Consider the following 20,287-nt stretch of genomic DNA (forward strand, 5'->3'; position numbering starts at 1 on the left):
AGAATAATAATTACTCAACTTGACGCAGCGAGTATAAAAGAAGGGGTAATGAATGTGGAATATTCAGATCAAGTGAAAAATCGTGTGAAGCGAATGGAAGGTCAACTACGCGGTATTTTAAAAATGATGGAAGAAGAAAAGGATTGCAAAGCCGTTATCACGCAATTATCCGCAGTGCGCTCAGCGGTAGATCGTACGGTAGGCGTAATTGTTAGCACAAATCTGTTAGAATGTGTACAAAAGGCTGAGGGTGACGGCGAGAAAATGAATGAAGTTATTCAAGAGGCTGTAAATTTAGTTGTCAAAAGCCGTTAGTATCCAAAGTTAAAACATATTTAAGTTCTTACCTTATATACAAGTCTCGCCTATTTTCGTTTTTGTCGGAGAATCGTAAGTCACTTTTTACAGAGGCTTATTTGTCTCAGTTTCCGATAGAAGTTATTAGGGCGGGGCTTGTTTCGTTATTATTATCATATAAGATGCTTTAGGTGAAAGTTAATGAATATGCAAAAAAATACTTTTAATTATTAGATTTATGATTTATATAGGTTTAAAAACCTAAATGCTTGCTTCTGTAAATTTAGAAAAAGGTCATATGTAGTGAACTTGTATGATAGATTTAAAGTAATATTCTCTTTTATAATTAGGGTAAAGATATTATAAAAGAGAAGGTGAATTATTTTGAGAAAATGGATATTAAGTAGTGCAACATTGTTGATGTTAAGCCCAACCATAGCCAATGCACAAAGCAAGCCTTTAAACATGCAAGAACCAATTGCTTACAATGTGGTGACAAGCGCAAAGATAGAAACGTTCGATCAACTATCAAATGAAATAGCAAAGCAACTTAACGATTTTGCTACAGAAATTAAAGTTACATATAATGGTTCAATGACAGGTTTCGACAAAAAGTTAATGGAAGCATTTGAAGAGGCACAGCAAAAGGCTACCTATGCCAGCGGTCATCTTCAAGGAATGACTATGACTGCGGATTCCACAGGCAACGTGACCTATAAAGTGAAATACTTTACGACTCCAGCACAAGAATCTGTGGTTCAGACAAAGATTGATGATATATTAAAAACGATTATTAAGCCATCTATGACACAATTTCAAAAAGTAAAAGCAGTTAATGATTATATAGTGTCAAATACTGCTTATGGTACAAAAACAAAGGCGAGTCCACATAGCGCTTACGCATTATTATTTGAAGGACAAGCTGTATGTCAGGGCTATGCTTTATCAGCATATAAAATGTTAGAGCAAGCAGGGATTGAAACTAAATATGTAGTAGGTTATGTGAATGGCAATGAAGCACATGCTTGGAATATGGTGAAGGTTGATGGCAAGTGGTATCATCTGGATACAACATGGAATGATCCGTTACCAAATCGCATAGGGGCATCTTCCTATGATTATTTCCTTGTAACTGATGCTCAGCTAAAGAAAGATCATAATTGGATTACTTCAAATTACCCTGCGGCAACAAGTACAGCATATAATTTTATGCAAAATGTACATTTTGCACACCAAATCAATAATACTTTATTTTTTAGCAACACAGCAGATAATGATAAATTGTATAAACTCGACTTAGTAAGTGGTAAGAAGACTAAGGTAATTGATAAGCGAGCACTTTATATTACAGGTGCTGGAGACAATCTTTATTATAGCGATTATAGTAATAGCGGTTACTTAACAAAACTAAATTTGAAAACATTAAAAACGAGTGTAGTTGTTAAGCAATCTGTATCTGATCTATTAATTAACAGCGGATATTTAGTATATAAAGTTAATGGTAAAGAGCAAAAGCTAAAAATTAACTAATTTATAGTGTAATAAACAGAAAGCTTCTATATCACATGTTCAATGCATATATATTTATAAGCACAAAAGGGCTCCTAATTGAGTTCTTTGTGTTTTTTTTGTATATAATGAAAGTAGTGAAACTGTGTGAGGTGAAGATTTTTGTGGAAAAAGCTAGCTATTATTGCAATACTTATCATTTTCTTGGAACCAATTTATACAGCGGGTAAAGCGACAGTAAAACAGGTCGTTACGTGGGTAAATAATGATGACATTGAAACGGTGCTACTAGCAACAAAGGAGAAAATTGTTGATGTTACCACTAAATTTTCAGAAGATGCCTCGATACAAACAGCAAACCCTGAAGATGTGAAGGAACAAAAGCTAGCCGTTTCTTCTTCGGTCGTACAGCAGCCTGAGACAAAGCTTGTTGTTACAAATGCCAAGGAAATGGCAGATGCGATGTATGCCTATTATAGTAGCTTTTCACCAACCTATGAGATTCAATATAAGGGAAGTACAGAGCGAATCGAGAAGATTGTAGAAGAGGCCTACGACAGTGCAATTAAAAGAGATGATTTCGTGTATGGGCATATTAGTAAGCATTCCATACGCTTTGAATATGGGAGAAAAACTGCCAAGATTTTTGGGGAACAAAGCTATTTAATGACGCCAGAGCAAGCGGCTTATGTTGAGATGAACGCTCAAGAAATAGTAGCCACAATTGAGAAAAACGCGAAAACAGATGTGGACAAGGTCAGAGCCGTTAATGATTATATAGTAGCGAATACGGCTTATACAGAACAAACGAAGTCAAGTCCACATAGTGCTTATACAGTGCTTGCTGAGCATGGTGGTGTTTGTCAGGGCTATGCGTTATTAGCACATACATTGTTACAAAAACTTGGCTTTGAGACTCAATATATTGTTGGATATGTCGGTAAGGAAGGGCATGCTTGGAATTTAGTGAAACTTGACGGTAAATGGTATCATCTTGATACAACGTGGAATGATCCTGTGCCTGATCGGAACGGTGCCATAAGGTATCAATATTTTTTAGTAGATGATCGTACAATGGCGCGTGATCATACATGGATAGCAAATGATTATCCAAAAGCAACAAGTACCATTTATAGCTACTATCAAGATATCGATTTTCCTGCACAAGTAGGAAATCAGTTATTTTATAGCAGTATTTCTGATGACAATAAATTGTACGTACTTGATATGACTACAGGAAAAGCTCAGCGTGTCACTAAAACGCGTGCGCAATATATTGTTTATGCTGATGGATGGTTATACTTTAGTAATTATTCGCATGGCGCTTATTTAACAAAAATTCGCCCTGATGGAAGCGGTGAACAGGTGTTAAATAGGGAAGACACGAAGGATTTATTTATTAAGGATGGCTATTTATATTTCATGACAGATGAACTGAAGAAAATGCAACTATAATTTTTGCCAATTGAGTGTAGATGAAAGGCGTATAAATACCGTTTATTTCCACTATGGGCGGGCACTTTCCGCGGGCACAACGTAAGCCGCAACCCTTGCTGTCGCGCGGTCTGTTGCGTCCTACATTTTGTGCGTTCCCACAGGAATCGCCGCCCTCCGCTCCAATCAACTGAACATGTTGGTAGACCCTCAAAAGGGCGTATGACATTTATTATTAATATAGGGTAAATAGTATAATAAATTAAAAACAGACCTTATATTTAGAGATTTTGAGTTTGATTATATATAATCAAACTTTATAATCAAACTTTTTATTTATATTTAAAAATACATCCATTAAATCAGACTTTTTTGAGAAAATGGTGTAGCTTTAAAATAAAGTTTGAACAAAAACACTCGTAAAACCTTACTTTAAGATTAATAAGAAGCATCCATTTTGAAAAAAGATAATCAAAATGGATGCTTCTTTAGCATTTTTAATTTTAGTTTTTATAAAAAAGCTTGATCATTTTCTACAGCGTCACTCCATAAAAGCGCCCGATTGTTGAAGATCAAAGGCTGTTTATGATGGATTGCACTTATACCTTATAAATTCCTTTCTAACAATATCTCGATTTGTTTTTCCATAACATGAGGAGGATAAGGCATTTTATTCGTAAACCACCATTCCACTACTTGTACATAAGCAGCCCCAAAAAATTGCAGAATAACATCTTCACTTAAATCGCGATTTTTTCCTTCAGTTTCTATCTCCCAATTACTTTTTATATCTTCAATAACAAACTCTAGGAACCGACTCCGAAAGAAAGAAGCTCCTCTACTGGCTAACATCCTTGAAAAGAAAACATAATTTTTTTCAAAGTAATCGAACCAGCTCGCTATCTCATTGGTATCAGATGCAGAATCGCAGATTATCCTTAATTCATTAAGATGTTCTTTTATGAGCTTATCAAGGAGATCAAATTTATCTAAATAATGAAGATAAAAGGTTTTACGACTTACATCAGCTCGGTCAACAATATTTTGTACTGTTATCTGATCAAACACCTTTTCAGACATCAATTCTATCACAGCTTTTTTTATAGCGCTTTGAGATTTGAGTATCCGTCTATCCATTTTAGTCATGTAGTAAATCACCTATCTTTCTAAAAAATAATACACAATATCATTTATTTGAGTACTAACACACAAAGTTAGCCTGTTTGGGAATTGCGTGCTTTTCATATCCGTTTATAATTATACACAGATGTCACCTAATACACCAATGTATCTTATCGTTGGAATTTCAAAGTGTTATTACGTAACAAATCTAAAAGTGAAAGGATAAAAATGATATGTCTAATATTAAAGATAAAATTGTCATTATCACTGGTGTTTCTAGTGGAATAGGAGAGGCTACTGCAAAAGAACTTGCTTCAAAAGGGGCAAAGTTGGTACTAGCAGCCCGCCGAGAAGATCGATTAATAAAATTACAACAAGAGATTCAAAACACTGGTGGACTTGCTTTATATATAGTTACCGATGTTTCCTCACATGAACAAATGGAAGAGTTAGCTGATTTTGCTCTAAAAGAATTTGGGAAAATTGATGTAATGATTAACAATGCAGGAGTAATGCCATTATCGACTGTTTACGAGAAAAAAATGAATGAATGGGATACGATGATTGATGTTAACATCAAGGGCGTACTTTACGGTATTGCGGCTGTTCTTCCATCAATGAGAGAAAGAAAAGAAGGACATATTATTAACGTATCATCGGTAGCTGGACATTTAGTATTCCCTACTAGTTCTGTATATAGTGGTACAAAATTTGCTGTACTTGCCATTACAGAAGGTCTTCGTCAAGAAGAGTGTAACAATAATATTCGTACGACTATTATTTGTCCAGGTTCCGTTGATACAGAATTAACCGACCATATTTCAGATGCTAATCTAAAACATTCAATTAAAAAACAAAGTGAAATTGCAATTCATCCCAATAGCATTGCTCGCGCAATTGCATTCGCAATTGAACAGCCATCAGATGTAGCGATTAATGAGTTGATCATTCGTCCAACAATACAACAACTTTAAAATTTCTTTGCAATGAGGAAGCCCTACTTTTTGGGCTTCTTTCATTTCTTAGATTCCAGTAGGAGATGATTATTTTGGGTAAACAAAATCATTTGTTTATATTCATATTGACCATAGGAGTATTTGGCATTTTAAATACCGAAATGGGTATCGTTGGGATATTACCTTTACTTGCTGATCATTTTCAGGTCAGTATATCCAAAGCAGGGTTGCTAGTAAGCCTCTTTGCACTTGCTGTTGCAATATCAGGTCCAACGATGCCATTATTGTTTTCGGGGATAAATCGCAAGAAGGTAATGTTACTTGTACTTGGTGTTTTCGTTCTGGGTAACATTGTCTCCATATTTGCATCAAACTTTACATTTGCATTAATTGCTCGTGTGATTCCAGCTTTTTTACATCCAGTTTATGTATCAATAGCTTTAACAGTAGCTGCTACCTCAGTTAGTAAGGAAGAAGCTCCAAAGGCTGTTTCTAAAGTAATGATGGGTGTATCTGCCGGTATGGTACTCGGTGTACCAATCACTAGTTTTATTGCTGATACAACTTCGATTGAAATGGCCATGTTATTCTTTACTATCGTGAATGCTATAGCATTCATTGCTACATTACTATTTTTACCATCTATGCCTGTTAAAGAAAGACTTTCTTATGGATCTCAATTAAGTGTATTAAAAAAACCAATTACTTGGCTATCTATTGTTGCTGTCCTTTTAATAAACGCAGCGATATTTGGAGTTAATAGTTACCTTGCTGAGTATCTTGGAATCATTACGAATATATCCGGGAAAACCATTAGTTTAATGTTATTCATATTCGGTGGGGCAAGTATTATTGGAAACATTATGGCAGGGAAGTTACTTACTAAAAATGCTCTCAAATCTGTAGTGTCTTATCCTTTCGCATTAGGAGTCGTTTACATCTTATTATTCTTAATGGGACAGTTCACTGGACCTATGGCTTTAATTGTTTTGTTTTTTGGAATAGTAGTTGCTATTGGAAATAATATTTGTCAATATTGGATTACGTCTGCAGCTCCAGAAGCCCCTGAATTCTCGAATGGATTGTTTCTAGCATCCGGTAACTTAGGGGTAACAACGGGTACATCTGTAGGTGGATTAATTATATCAGTAATGGGTATACAGTACATCGTATTAGGCGGGTTCCTATTCTTAATATTGAGTTTAATATTTATTTTAGTGAGAAACAACATGAGTAGTCCCACAAAACAACATTCTAGTTAAGGGATTAACAACACTAAACATACTGAATTGGAATATAAAGGTGGACATCAATTTGTAGCTTTAAAATAAAGATTGTTAAGAATCTTCCTTCAATCCATATACAACAAATTGAAAACCGTCATTTTGAAAAAAGTTTGATCAAAATGACGGTTTTTTTTGATTAAATATCAATTCTTTATAATAAAGTTTAATCATCACTTGTTGAACCAAACTGCCGAAATACTTTAAGTGGACAATTTCACAGTCTCTTCTAAATTATTATCAATAAAATCCAATTTTCTTAAGGGCATTGCTCCATAATATGGCCCTTTAATGGTAAAAAGCGCATTCCTTATTAAAGAAATGCGCCCGATTGTTGAATAACGAATATAATTCCAGTTTTCATACTCAGTTTTATATTAAATTAATCTTCCCCTTTAATGAAAACAAGCGCTAATCCTAATTACAAAATATTACTAATGGGGTAGCACCATGTGTATTTTTAGTCAATTCCAATTAAGTAATTCAACCTAAAATTCTATTCTATATTTTTTTTAGCTGCGTAATCACCATAAAAGTAAGTGTCCCAAAAATCACCATATTTAGGAGTGGAAATTATTGTATATTCCCCATTTTCGTCAACTTCAAACAAAACTACACTATTATGTTCCCTTCCCACAAAATGTTTTGAGTCATCTACGAGCATATAGATGCTGTAAATTCCCTTTTCTAATACTTCACTTTTTTTGAAGTCATCAATTAATTCTTTGGCGTTTGGAATAGTGTGTTTATTTTCATTTATGTCAAACTTAAATTGGAAATTTACCACACCTATTTTCGATGCATACCTTCCATACCTGTCATCACTAATATTATTTCTTGGGTCGCTTGGTACCAATGTAGGTAAAAGTTTAATAGTATCTATCTTTTGTGTCATTTTAAAATCGTCAAGTAGCTCTTGATAATTACCTACACCTATCTCAATATTGTCGTAGGGAAATATTGAAACAGGTCCATTTCTTACTGGTTCATATTCATTAGGGTATTTCACTAAACCATATTTTGTTATTAGCTGTTCAACTACTTGAACTACCTTTGGATGTTGCTCAATATATGCACCCTTGAATTGTGAAAGGTAAATATCGTCATGACTGCCCTTTCCTATAACCTTCAATGTATCTCTATCAATCATTAGGTGCGGATAAGCACGATATGGCTCTTTCATTTCTATATATGTTTGATGGTCAATACTTGCAAACCAGTTATTACTTGCCTGAATAACAGAAAACTCACCTTGTATTCCATAGTTTGTTTCTAAATATTCTTGTATTGGTTGATTCAGATCATCTTTAGAGAAACATCCACTAAGAATTAGGATTGATGTACTTGCTAAGATAACTTGAATCAATCTTTTAATACTCTTCATTTCCTAAACTCCATTTCCTAAATTTTGATAATATTATAACATTTTCTGTTAAACTAAGCTGCCACGTTGGCATAAGTACATTTCTTCACAATCTTAACGAAATAATTAATAAAGTCACTAAATAATCTGGCCCTTTAAATGAAAAAGACGCGTTCCTAAATAAACGCGCCCTTTAGTTGAATAATTTCGGTTACCAAATTATCATCGTGCCTTTTTACAAGGGCTATTGTTTATAAAACTTTTTATGCAAAGCTATATAAACTACAACATGCCTCATTCGTGTCTTTTTGTATGTCTCCAAACTTTTATTTGGGAACGTTACTTCGTATGGATTTTTATAAATTTAATATACAAATTTATTAATTTTCGTACTATTCTTTTTTTCATATCGGAAATACATTGAAAAATATACCCCTACCAATGTCGGTATAAAATAACATAATGCTAGTTGCAAAGTAAAATTCAATAAAAGAAAATAGCTAATACCAAAGTTACAAATCACTATACCTATTAATGATTTTAAGTTGTTTCTAAAATTACTGAAAAGTGGAATTGTTAAGGGTAGTAATATAGAGCAACTAATTAATAACATACCTACTAATCCACCGATTACAACGATTGCCACCATCGCTCCAGCAGCGTTATCTAAATCATTTACAGTAACTAAAGCATCATTTTGGATTTTTTCCATAAACAACTTTGAACAAATAAATAATACGAATATTATAAAGGCTGTAAATAAATTAATTTTCACACATAGCAAAGGACGATATTCTTTGAACTTGCCATTTTCCATCTATATCCTCCATATTAAATTTTATCTAAATTATATAGATAGACGGTAATTGACAATGTAAAGTTGCATTTGATTAAAAATGTCCCCAAAGAGTCCTTTATCACCATTTCATTGAGAGTCTATTTTTATGTTTTAGCTATTCAGAACAAGTGGAAGGAACAGTCATTTTTAAAATTATTTCCCTCATCAGTCTCCGTGTGTTATTTTCTAATGGAAACAGCAACAAACACTGATTTAACAGCGCTTGTCACTGTTTAAAATGTTACCAAGCCTCTCGTCTGGAAATATTTCTTTGCTTACCGTTGTGAATCCGTATAAATCGAGCTCGACCCCTTATGCAACAATCTGGCCCTTTAATGCAAAAGAGCGCTGATTCTTGTTACAGAATCGCGCCCGATTGTTGAATATGCCAATAATGGTCCCTTTCATGAAGAAAACGCCTTTCCTTATTAAGGAAAAGCGCCCGATTGTTGAATAACGAATGCCATTACGATGTTATGATCAGCAATACTCCCAAACGTCGCTTTGGGAGCTTTTTGTTATTCGACAATCGGGACATATTGTTGAGTAACATAATTAAATATATGGGAATATTTTAAACTTCATCTTTACTATATTTAAGGATAGAAAACTGAATAACATTTTACTTAAAATGGCATATATGTTAAATTTAAATGAATATTAAGGAGGGAAGATAAAAATGATTGAATTACAAAAAATATCCGGGGATAACATAGATGAAGTAATAGCACTTGATGTTGGAGAAAAACAGAAAGAATTTATATTAGAAACTACCAACCTCAGATGCTTTGCAGACGCACATATGATGAACGCAGATGGTATACCAGCTACCCCGCTAGCTATTTATGCCGATGATACAATGGTTGGATTTTTGATGTATACCTACGATACGTTGGATCACGAATCATTTGAAAGTGAAGCTTTTTATGGTAAAAAGGCGTATTTTATTTGGCATAATATGATTGATAAAAGTCACCAGGGGAAAGGATTCGGTAAACAGGCTTTTGAAAAAATATTGATGGAAATTGAAACTATGCCTAATGGGGAAGCAGAATATATTGCCCTCTTTTATCATAAAAGTAATGTCATAGCGAAAACATTATACGCTTCATTTGGTTTTGTAGATACAGGCATCATTCAGGATAATCCGATGTTGGCGGTTAAAAATTTAAAGGGAAAATAACAGAATTACATAGGGGATGTTACTTTATTTTTACAGATGCTTATATGTAATCACATATTCTGCAACAATCGGGTGTGATTGTTGAATATTAAAGATTTATAAAGTATACAAACTAATTCTAAATAACGTTCCCAAATGCAAGTTTGGGGACACATTAAAAAGGCACGAATGTTGTTAAATCAACATTTGTGCCCTTTAGCTTGAACGATTAATTATACAGTTATCTATACATATGGCATAAACGGTTGAAGTAGCAGCGTTTATACTCACAGAACTTGTTCATAAATTTGCATAAAAACTTGAATAACATTTTTTATCGTCAAAAGTGTTACTCAACAATATGGCCCTTTAATGGAATAGCGTTTAGCTTCTATTAATTGGTAAAATTTAGTAATACTCCAAAAAATAAAGATTGTTAAAAACGCTGATAATCCCAAAGTAAGTATGACAGTAGTTATACTCCTTTCAAAAATCACAACCCCTGTCATCAGAAGCGTGTTTCTGCTTCTTTGACTAGAACTAGTTATTGGAATGTGAGGGTGATTCAGTGGATATTAGTGAATAGTTTTAGTAAATGAAAGTACTAAAATGGACCATCCTATTAGGACAGCCCCATCGCATTTAGTATTGAAGATTTTTCTTATCAGTTTTAATAACAGATGACGCTACAATGACAAAACCTAACATTAATATAAAGATCAAATCGAGTAAACCTGTATGCATTGACACAGTAAATACTGTAATTACAAACGCATAGGCAACGGCGTGAAAACTGCGTATACCAGCTTGTTTTACCTTATTATAGATTAGTGAAATTAATACGCCATACAATAAGAAGCCAACCGCTACTAATAAATAGCCACCATCAAGGAATAATTGGCCAATAAATGTTGGTGTTGTTGTTCTTGGAGGGCGTGTAATCCATTTACCTTTTTCTACACTTATAGGGTTTACAACCTCTGATACCTTCATACGTGGCGAAATTTGTTCTCCCGGCAATATGGTATTAAAGATACCACGGTGAATTTCACCCTTTAAGTAATCTTCCTTTTGTGTATACTCAATAATTGTACTTAACACTATATGACCTGTTACACTTTCCTGATTTATTGCAAGTATCCACTTTGGCGTCAAGTTCACCTTTTGCTCAGCAGTTAACAGCTTTTCTTTTTCCTCTACTGTCAATTCAACATCTGGTTGGTCACGAGAATTAGACTCCTTCGTTAAATCTTCTGTAAGGACACGTATGAAGCCGAACATCGAAAATACTACAGCAATAACGAGTAATATAGATAGGAACCAAGTCAATTTTACTCGTTTTACAACGTAGTGGAAAATAATGATGCCTGTAAATAGCATAATGATTAGTGGCGTACGATACCCCATTAATAAAAATAAGAACATCACGGTAGCGAAAATAGAGCCATATACGAATGCTTTTTTCCAGGTCATTTTTTCTTCCAAAATCATTTTATATGAAAGTAATAGTAAAATGCCAAACCATAATAATTGGCTAAAGAAGTTTAATTTCGGATCAAGATTTCGACGATTCGATTCATCAGAAATACCTAAGCCACCACCAAAAATCATCATTAAATAGCACGCTAATCCAAGTGATGTTAATAATACAACAAAGTAAATTACGTATTTCCCAAATAATGATAATCCGAATGAGGGGATTGTCCATTGTAATTTATCAATAATATACACACCTATGTAATAGCATATAAGCGCTAAAATAACAGCCGGCCAAATCGACTCACTTATTTTAAATTGTTCATACCGATGAAAATCAAATAAACTTGTAAAAAAATAAAGTACTAATATAAAAGGTAAAAAGAAGTATGGTGAGAACATATCAATCCTATTAACCTTAGCTAAAGTTTCTTTCAATATTTTCATAAATGTCATACATCTTATTAGATGTTATTGCCCTCCCATAGGATGAACTAGTAGTAATTCAGCTCTAATTTGTCCATTTAATTTTTTCAGCCCAATCTTTAATTCTAGTTGTAGGTCATTACTTATGTTGCAACAAAATAAAAATCGGATTATAAACTCTCACTAAATCCCTCCCTTGCTCCTTATATTAAAAACGTACGAAACAAAAACAGGTTCCAAATATAAACAAATAATCCATTAATAATTAAAAATAAAGATAAAAAGCTACATATGCAACTGACTATTAGGGAAGTCAGTAAACAAGAATGTTGTTTAAGTATATGGCCCTTTAATGAAAACGAGCGCTGATTCTTGTTACAGAATCGCGCCCGATTTCTTAGGAGAGCATTGGTACAAATAGAACGTCAAGAAAAATATCTACCGATATTAATGTGTATTAATGACCCATATTATCGTTATTTCCACTAAGTGGTTCTACTACTTCTCCATCTTTGTCTATTACAATACTGTCGGTTTCCTTATTAGCCTCGGTCAAAGACCCATAATAAGTAAAAACACCAAAAGTAATGATAGCTATCGTTGTTAATACTATAGAAATTCTCTTTTTCATAAAGTAGTCATCTCCCTACATATAAATTTATTTTGTTTGAATTTTCACATACACTTTTTTTCAATCTAATCCGATTAAAGCACAGCGCTTATTCAACAACTGCACCCGTTAGTTGAAGTATAACATTCCCAAAGCGTCGTTAGGAACCTGTCGTTAAAGAATGAATGTTATTCAACAATATGGCCCGATTGTGGAATAAGAAAGCTGCATTCCATAAGGTTTTATATAAAACTTTATTATAAATGAACGAACTTAATTATAAATTATCAATCTTTATTTAAAGACCATATTTTTATATTTCATTAAGAATTTTTTGTATGGCAGTTATATATCCTGCCTTATATACCTGAATGCCGTTTTCTTTTACTCTGCCATAATTATCGGTAGTCCATCCCTGATAGTTCATAAATTCGTTTGATATGGCATTTCTCAGTGCATCTATTTCGGTATCTGTCAGATTATAAGAAGGCTCGACTATAACGACATCCTTATTTTTGCTTATATCATTTATAGGACGCATATCAATCGTGAAGGTTGTTTGTTCTTTAAGCAGAGAGTTTTCTCTTTTGAGCTTTTTATTCTCTGCCACAAGCATACCAACCAATGCCTTTGTTGTTGGTTCGGAGATACTTGCTAAGATATCATCGTTTACGGTTGTTCTCTTTTCTTTTTTAGGCTTTTTAGTGGTAGTTTTATAGTATTCAGCCCACTGTCTTATCAAAACTCTGTAATCCTCGGCATTTTTGTTTCTAAGAGCCTGTTCACTTGGTCCGCCATCATCTGCTATCAGTTTGGCTATAGTACCAATGGAAAAATCTTTTATGTCAGAGTCGGCCTGTTTTTTACAGGCGTTATGTATAAGTTCTAATGTTTTCTTTTTCCTTGTAGAAGCGTTCTCATAAAACTTTGAGAACAGTTCATCTGGATTTATTTCCATTATATTTCCTCCTATACATAAGTTATTCTTAATCATTAGTAGAACTATTATATTGGTAATAAATTTCTGTTTAAAGTCACAGATTTAAGTTCATCAACTAACTCATTCTTAAAACCGATTTCTTCAAGTTTCTTACGCCCGATTGCATAAGGTATAGCCTCTTTTAAACTACCTGCACGATTAATCAAAAGCCTCATAAATTGATTTCCTGCAATGAGCTGTTCTTCTTCTGTTAATGAGAACATAACGGGCATTTCATTGTTATTTTTTAATGTTAAATCTATGATTTGAGACCTTTGTAAAACTACCTTGCTTGCATCTGTTTCAGGAAACAGTTCCGCCCCGTTACAGATGATTTGAAGCTGTTCAAGTTCATTTTCAACGTTATTAATAGAAATTCCAACATCCGATATAGAACCGACGGTAACAAGCTGAAATCCATTCTCAGATGATTTTTCTTTGATTAACTTCATACACTTATCAATAAGACGAAGAGTGGCATTATAATCGTTTGCTAGCTTATCGTTCTTCTGTATCTCCTGTGCATAGAATTGCTCATATTTAAGTAATTTTTGATGTTTTGTAAATAGGGTTCCATTAAGTTCACATTCATATTTTTCATTTTCTAAAAGTTCTATATCACGCTGATGTTTATTCACTCGTTTTCCTGTTTCGCTCATATTGTAGCCTATGGTATTAAAGTGATGCGCTAAGCCAGGAAGAAAAGCAGGACTAGTTACGAACCATCTACATCTGACACAGTTTTGCTCTGGAAAACCCGGAACAACACCATAAGTGACTTTATCCGTATCATCGTTAACATATGTGCCACCTGAATCACATCCAAAACAGCCTTTAGGACAAATTCCTTTATCACTAATAACAATACTTGCACCTGATTTTTGAGCATTGATTACTGCCTGATAGGCTATTGGATCATTCGCAACTACACTTGTTTCTAACTGTTTATACTTTGCATCTCTAATAAATCTATCAACTGCTTGTTTATCATTTTCAAGAATGCTCTTTTCAGCCTGATTCAGTGTATCTGTAATGTATGAAATACCTGCTTTTGTATAGTAAAGAGTCATAATGAGTCTTGCGTGACCTGCAATAGCCTTTGAAAGAATAGGCATTGGAACTCCACCTTCAAGAGCATAGGCAGTTATAAGTGATACTCTGAGTGAATGCAGGGGATAATAAGTTGTTTGGGGACTGTCTGGACGCACAAATTTTAATGTTCTTTCTACTTCTGATGATCTATTTTCTTTAAGTTGAAACTCAAGCTGTTTAAGTGTCTTATACCAAAAATAACTCAATCCTTGTGCTGCTATTGGTAAATGTTCCTGTCCAATTGAAGTAGGATCTCTGAAAAGAAATGTGTTTTCCCCCATTTGTTTTAAAATCCTCACATCTTTTATGGATCCTAAGTGGTATCTTGTCAGTTCTGTCCATTTTGTAGGTTGAGAAATAGAATTGTACTTCATCTGCCAATCCCTAAGCTTTGCAAGCCAGTATTGTGCTTCTTCGTACTGCCAAGGAATGTCATAACCTTTATCGGATTCCTCTTTGTTGATGTCTGCTGTTTTATTCGTGTTGATAAAAAATCCTGTCATTTCAAGCTGCGTTGTTTTGTCTTTGAATTTACGAAGAACACCTCTTTCGAAAGGATTTTTTTCTGTTCCCTGACTTAAATGTGAAACATTCTTGATCCATTCTCCAGCCACATTTCGAATAGACTGCACATACTTATAAGTATCCATTTCTCCACTGTCAAGCATACGCACCTGATAAGTTCTTAAAGGTAGAAGGAGCTTTGTCAAAAGCAACACAGTAGTCCCCGGAAACCACATCTCGTATACTTCTTCAGAAAGTCCCTTTTTTCTCTGTTCATACTTGGAAGTTTTTCTGAATTTGTAAACACAGTCTGGGTCATTTTTATCAATAACAGACTCATCAACAATGAACCAATCACCCCCTGTATTTGAATCACCTACACTTTGTGCAAATATCAAGTCTTTAAAACAGGTTGCATTTGGAGGGCAGAGTATATTACGAAGGTCTTTTATGTACCTATAAGGCAGAACATTCTTATCTGATTCATTACATTGCGATGATTTTACATAGTCTGGTAAGTATTTTGTTAGAGGATTTTCAAATTCTGCTGGAATAAGTTTGTTTCCTAAATCATCTTCAACCGAAAACTTTTCCTCAATAATCCAGTCAACAAATTCAACAACCTTTTTTGCTCTTGATAAAGCGTTCTGTTGTGATCCCATTTCTGCATACATAATCTCGTAAAAATCTGGGGTGTCATATTCTTTTGAAATGAACTCCTGCACAGACCTAGTGATGTTATAGGGTATAACATATTTCTTAAAGAAGCTTGATAGAGCAGTAAGTGCTGTGTTTTTGCCTCTTACAACCGTTTTTAGCCATTCTGCCGCATATTCATTCCATTGCTGTAAATCAGAATTAAATTCTAAAAGCCATTCGAGGTTTTCACTACTAGTCGTTCCGTGTTGCCTTAATTCAAGTTCTCTTTTCCTTGCTTTTTCCTTTAACTGTTCAAGCATCAGATTTTCTTTTGGCGATAATTTATTATCACCAAAAGCTCCATTTTTAATGAAATCTCGGAGCCATCTCATAACAGTACAATGTTTAACACCATATTCTCGCTCAATATACATTGCTGATTTGCCTTTGCAAAGTTCTTCTATCATTTTATACTTAAAACCATTCTCATAACCTTTTCTTCCCATTTATTTTCTCCTATATCTGTATCTGTTCTGTTGTTTAGTTTCTTCATTCATCCATTCATCAATTTCAGTCTGCATTGGAAGTACACAACCATTATCCAAAGAAGCAGTGGCATTATTTAGTGAAGCTGTAACATCTGCAACTGTTGGTTCTGTGTATACCTTCTGAGACTCTATGGACTTGTGGTGCATGGCAATTTGTTTGACGCGGTCAGGTATATTGGTATTTTTAAGTCTTTGACCATATGCGTGTCTATGTCCGTGTGGAGTAGTGCCATCTTTCTTTCCGACTGTCAAACCAATCTTTTCAACCGCTTTTTCGTAAGACTCCCTTTGAGTCCTAAGTGGCATCATTTCTCCTAGTGTTCTAGGCGAATTTGAGACAAAGGCAAATGGGTGAGTATCCTTAATACCATCTCTTAACCTTTTTGCCATATACATTTTCCATACATACATAAAGATGTATCCCCACTCCTTTGATAACCAGTAAACATGCATGTATTTATCTTCATCGTTATCAAGTCTTGGCTCTTTCCACCCTGCAAATCGTTTGTCCTGTGAGGAATACATATTGCGTGGAAGCAAACCATATTTTAACAGAAGATAGCTTTCTCTGTCGGTTATATATTTACCAGTAGTAGGGTTCTTGAAATCCTGCGGGGCTTTTCCTTCACTTGGATGATAGATTCGTACCACAGCAAGATTTGGGTCTTCAGGGTCAGGGGCGACGTCCTGTACCCATAAATGAAATACTTCACTATGCCTAAGTCCACCGCCATGCATCAGTATAGTGATGGCAATATCACGCCAGTTATAACGGTCAACAAGGTCTAATTCAACGTTCTTTCTTGTATTCTTAAACCCTTCCCATAGGAGCTTATGTATTTTATTTTCGAGGAAGGCTTTTGTATCTCCTTTTGATGAGTATGGTTTTCTTTTTCTAACAGCATTGCGAGCTAATTTTGCAGTTTCAGAGATTTCATGAACATCTTTTAAATGCCCTAGAAATGAGTTCTGACTTTTATTTATCTGTGCCATCCAGTTAAGTCGTTCTTCATATCTTGTGGCTTTTCTCCAAGGGTTTAATTGAACAGCTCCATATTCTTCATATAACCAATCTGATAATCCATTTAAAGCAGATAAAAGCATGTTCGCTGTTTCAACTCTTTTAGGTAACCAATAAAGTCCCGAAGGGTCTAAGCCTTCTTCATTTATTGTTCCAGAATAAACAGACTCCGTAAATGTATCAAAGAATTCTTTTGGAGAAGAATAATATTCCTGATTAGCTTCCATATAATCAAGCAATAGTCCAACAGCTTGTACTAACTTCTTATGCCAAGTTCTGCTTTTACTACGATTCTTTATTTGATATCTATGTAATTGTTCAAAAAGCATTGTCTCTCCATTATACTCAACTAGAAGAGTAGGAAAGTCTATGCTCCTTCCTGTATTATCCCTATATGTTTTTGAAGATACCTGAACATATCTCATATATATCCTCCTATACCTATAGTTTGATTATAATGTTACATATAATACCATAGATATTTATATACAACTACAATAAAAAGGTACTACATCATTAAAATGTAATACCTTTTTAGTAGTTTGATTATAAATATTTTACCCTAGATAATAAAGATTGTCATACGCCCTTTTTGTCCGATTAATAATGTAATGTATAGGCTGATGCTGACACAAAGAAACTTGAATTCGTGGGTACATTGAGGTCATTTCCTGGGAAAATGTTTTTAAAATTAGCGGGTTATGCTTTAGAGCGCCACCATTACAATAAAAGTGAAAAGGCTCGCCTTGATAGCCAATTTTCTTTAATACCGCACAAGCGAGAAGCACTAACTCGTGGGCAGCCTGTATTGAGATATGAATAGCACAAGCATCTTTTTTAGCAACTGCATCGGCTAAAAATGCACCCATTTTTGCTAATTGTGCATTTGTATAAGATGGGCGGAATAGCCATGCCGCTAGCTCCGTGACATCTTGAATACGTAAATAGTTATAGACGGCATCTTTTAATATCGTCGCCTCGCCTCGTCCATCCTCCATGCGAAAAATGGCTCGTAAAACTTCCTGCCCTAGCCAATAGCCACTACCTTCATCGCCTGCACGATGGCCCCAGCCACCAGAACGTGCGATATGTATACCATCGAATGCGTATGCAATTGCACCAGTTCCTGCTATGAGTAGTGCCCCTGCCTGTCCAGCAGTAACACCTAATAAGGTAGCTTCAGCATCATTTTCGATGATAAGCATCTGGATATGTAGCTGTGCCGCTGTAATTGCATCATGGACAATTTCCGTAACATTTTTATGATCATTTGGAGAATCAATACCAGCCATAGCAAACGTGGCAACAACGATCTTTGAGTTAGCTTGCGCTTGTAAAAATACACGAGCTTTTGCTAATAATGTTCGTAATATATCCGTAGCAGGCTCCACACCTATAGCCTGGTAATTGGACCCCCCTAATGATGTTGTATATTGTATTTCACCTGACTCGGCATGTACGATTGCACATGCCGTTTTAGTTGCACCACCATCAATAATTAGCAGCCATTCATTCATTGATCCCATTCCTCTATAAACGAAATTAATTGCTTTTCCGCCTCCGTAATGGCGGATTCCTTTTGCTGAACCCATTCAAATAGGGTATCTGCCATTACCTTTGCTCGCTCAATTGATGCTCGCATTGTTTCAGGTGAAGGGCCACCTAATAATGTTCGTACACTTACAAAAAACTCTGGTTTTAAGGTGTGATAGAAATCATCTTCCGAAATAATTAAAGGTTTGCCAGTAACCAACTTGGATTGTGTATTAGCTAACCCCCATGTTAGGCTAGCGAGCGATTCTTCACCGTGAGCAAGCAATACTTTAATGCACTTACTGACGATACTATGGGCTTGGCGGAATGAAATACCTTCGGAGCGGACCAATGTATCCGCGAGTTCTGTTACATTTGCAAAACTGTTTTCCGCGCGGTTTCGGAGCTTCTTCTTGTTTACATCCATTGTGACAACGAGTGAGCCAAATAATTTGTAAATACCTATTAATCGATCTATAGCTCGCCATAAATATGGTTGCATATCGTCCTCTGTATCTACGATATCACCAAACGGTGTATTATGTACCATTTGTAGAACTGTACTAGCGTCTCCGACTACTGCAGATAGTAATGAGCGTGTATGTTCAATGGAAACAGGGTTACGTTTTTGTGGCATAATCGAGCTAATTTGAACGTATGGGCTAGCTAGAGTAAATGCGTTAAATTCTTGTGTAGCCCATAATAAAAAGTCCTGAGATGTACGTCCGAGGTTAAGGGCGGCAAGCTGTACAATACTTGCTGCTTCAGAGATATAGTCAGCTCCAGCAACCGCATCCCAGGCATTTTCGATAATTTCATCGAAAGCTAATAAGTCTCGCATGCGCTCACGGCTTATGTTAAAGCCTGTAGTCGTTAAGGCTGCTGCTCCCATGCTACTACGATTAACTGTTTGATAGCAATGCTGCATGCGCTCAAAATCTCGATCGAGTTGATCGATTACGGCTTTTAAATAATGTGCAAAAGTGGTTGGTTGTGCTTGTTGCGTATGTGTATAGCCAATCATAATTGTATCAATATGCTCCTCAGCTGAAGCAATTAAATCGCCTCGTAATTTAAGCAATTCCCCCATAAGCATTAATAACTTCTTGCGCAATGTCATTCGATAAATAGCGATACCCATATCATTACGACTTCTACCAATATGGAGATTTCCAGCAACGTCACCAGCAAGTTCTATTAGTTTATTTTCAATGCGGAAAAATAAATCCTCGTATTGCGGGCTATAATCTTCTATTCGATAATAGTTCAAGTCTAGTTTTTTTAGCGCCATAGCAATTTGTTTCGCTTCTTCTTTTTTTACTAGTCCTTGTTCTTCTAACATTTTTAAGTGAGCAATATTAATTTGAAGCATAATCGTTAAAAAGTTTTTCTTCGCTTCGTCATAAGCTGGTTGCAAAACAATTTTTCGATAAATATTTGAAGGAAAGATCATTCCATCCTCCTGCTGGATTTTGTTGCGGAAATCTTCAAACAT

General features: G+C 34.9%; 16 protein-coding genes. 6 read left to right on the top strand and 10 right to left on the bottom strand.

Annotation, left to right across the window (positions count from 1 at the left end):
• Nucleotides 1–54 precede the first annotated feature (54 nt).
• From ACQKNX_RS23240 to ACQKNX_RS23250, 3 genes are all read left to right on the top strand, one after another.
• Nucleotides 55–315, top strand: coding sequence for a metal-sensitive transcriptional regulator (locus tag ACQKNX_RS23240; protein WP_427430921.1), 261 nt, complete (start codon nt 55–57; stop codon nt 313–315).
• 366 nt (nt 316–681) lie between these two features.
• Nucleotides 682–1,827 carry a transglutaminase domain-containing protein gene (locus ACQKNX_RS23245; protein ID WP_427430922.1) on the top strand — a complete coding sequence of 382 codons (1,146 nt, stop codon included), beginning with the start codon at nt 682–684 and terminating at the stop codon, nt 1,825–1,827.
• Nucleotides 1,828–1,968: 141 nt separating this feature from the next.
• On the top strand, nt 1,969–3,261 hold the full coding sequence (locus tag ACQKNX_RS23250; protein WP_427430923.1) for a transglutaminase domain-containing protein: 1,293 nt from the start codon (nt 1,969–1,971) through the stop codon (nt 3,259–3,261).
• Nucleotides 3,262–3,846: 585 nt separating this feature from the next.
• Here the strand turns inward: ACQKNX_RS23250 and ACQKNX_RS23255 are convergent.
• On the bottom strand, nt 3,847–4,386 hold the full coding sequence (locus ACQKNX_RS23255) for a TetR/AcrR family transcriptional regulator (RefSeq protein ID WP_427430924.1): 540 nt from the start codon (nt 4,384–4,386) through the stop codon (nt 3,847–3,849).
• Between the two features lie 209 nt (nt 4,387–4,595).
• Here ACQKNX_RS23255 and ACQKNX_RS23260 point away from each other — a divergent pair, with 209 nt between their 5' ends.
• Nucleotides 4,596–5,336, top strand: coding sequence for an SDR family oxidoreductase (locus ACQKNX_RS23260; protein ID WP_427430925.1), 741 nt, complete (start codon nt 4,596–4,598; stop codon nt 5,334–5,336).
• A gap of 74 nt (nt 5,337–5,410) precedes the next feature.
• Entirely contained in the window at nt 5,411–6,580 is a 1,170-nt protein-coding gene (locus ACQKNX_RS23265; protein WP_427430926.1) for an MFS transporter, read from the top strand.
• A 517-nt stretch (nt 6,581–7,097) separates the two neighbouring features.
• On the opposite strand, the gene ACQKNX_RS23270 is transcribed toward ACQKNX_RS23265, so the two are convergent.
• Together ACQKNX_RS23270 and ACQKNX_RS23275 are read right to left on the bottom strand one after the other, a co-directional pair.
• The gene (locus ACQKNX_RS23270) at nt 7,098–7,985 is read right to left on the bottom strand and encodes a hypothetical protein (RefSeq protein ID WP_427430927.1); all 888 of its coding nucleotides are present in this window, start codon (nt 7,983–7,985) and stop codon (nt 7,098–7,100) included.
• A 343-nt stretch (nt 7,986–8,328) separates the two neighbouring features.
• Nucleotides 8,329–8,781 (bottom strand): hypothetical protein, encoded by a 453-nt coding sequence (locus tag ACQKNX_RS23275; protein ID WP_427430928.1) that lies wholly within the window; start codon nt 8,779–8,781, stop codon nt 8,329–8,331.
• A gap of 700 nt (nt 8,782–9,481) precedes the next feature.
• Here ACQKNX_RS23275 and ACQKNX_RS23280 point away from each other — a divergent pair.
• Nucleotides 9,482–9,985 (top strand): GNAT family N-acetyltransferase, encoded by a 504-nt coding sequence (locus ACQKNX_RS23280; RefSeq protein WP_427430929.1) that lies wholly within the window; start codon nt 9,482–9,484, stop codon nt 9,983–9,985.
• 621 nt (nt 9,986–10,606) lie between these two features.
• On the opposite strand, the gene ACQKNX_RS23285 is transcribed toward ACQKNX_RS23280, so the two are convergent.
• The 7 genes from ACQKNX_RS23285 to argH all read right to left on the bottom strand — a co-directional run bounded on the left by ACQKNX_RS23285 (nt 10,607) and on the right by argH (nt 20,287).
• A complete protein-coding gene (locus tag ACQKNX_RS23285; protein ID WP_427430930.1) occupies nt 10,607–11,887 on the bottom strand; it encodes an oligosaccharide repeat unit polymerase in 1,281 nt (426 codons plus the stop codon).
• Between the two features lie 436 nt (nt 11,888–12,323).
• Nucleotides 12,324–12,497 (bottom strand): hypothetical protein, encoded by a 174-nt coding sequence (locus ACQKNX_RS23290; protein WP_169778100.1) that lies wholly within the window; start codon nt 12,495–12,497, stop codon nt 12,324–12,326.
• A gap of 292 nt (nt 12,498–12,789) precedes the next feature.
• A complete protein-coding gene (gene gmtX / locus ACQKNX_RS23295; RefSeq protein ID WP_427430931.1) occupies nt 12,790–13,434 on the bottom strand; it encodes a gamma-mobile-trio protein GmtX in 645 nt (214 codons plus the stop codon).
• A 47-nt stretch (nt 13,435–13,481) separates the two neighbouring features.
• Nucleotides 13,482–16,196 carry a gamma-mobile-trio integrase GmtZ gene (gene gmtZ / locus ACQKNX_RS23300; RefSeq protein ID WP_427430932.1) on the bottom strand — a complete coding sequence of 905 codons (2,715 nt, stop codon included), beginning with the start codon at nt 16,194–16,196 and terminating at the stop codon, nt 13,482–13,484.
• Nucleotides 16,197–17,684 carry a gamma-mobile-trio recombinase GmtY gene (gene gmtY, locus ACQKNX_RS23305; protein WP_427430933.1) on the bottom strand — a complete coding sequence of 496 codons (1,488 nt, stop codon included), beginning with the start codon at nt 17,682–17,684 and terminating at the stop codon, nt 16,197–16,199.
• A 132-nt stretch (nt 17,685–17,816) separates the two neighbouring features.
• Nucleotides 17,817–18,776 (bottom strand): N-acetylglucosamine kinase, encoded by a 960-nt coding sequence (locus tag ACQKNX_RS23310; protein ID WP_427430934.1) that lies wholly within the window; start codon nt 18,774–18,776, stop codon nt 17,817–17,819.
• The gene (gene argH, locus ACQKNX_RS23315; protein ID WP_427430935.1) at nt 18,773–20,287 is read right to left on the bottom strand and encodes an argininosuccinate lyase; all 1,515 of its coding nucleotides are present in this window, start codon (nt 20,285–20,287) and stop codon (nt 18,773–18,775) included. The genes ACQKNX_RS23310 and argH overlap by 4 nt, the downstream gene beginning before the upstream one ends.

The organism is Lysinibacillus sp. NPDC093712, assembly GCF_050280025.1.
Classification (GTDB): domain Bacteria; phylum Bacillota; class Bacilli; order Bacillales_A; family Planococcaceae; genus Lysinibacillus.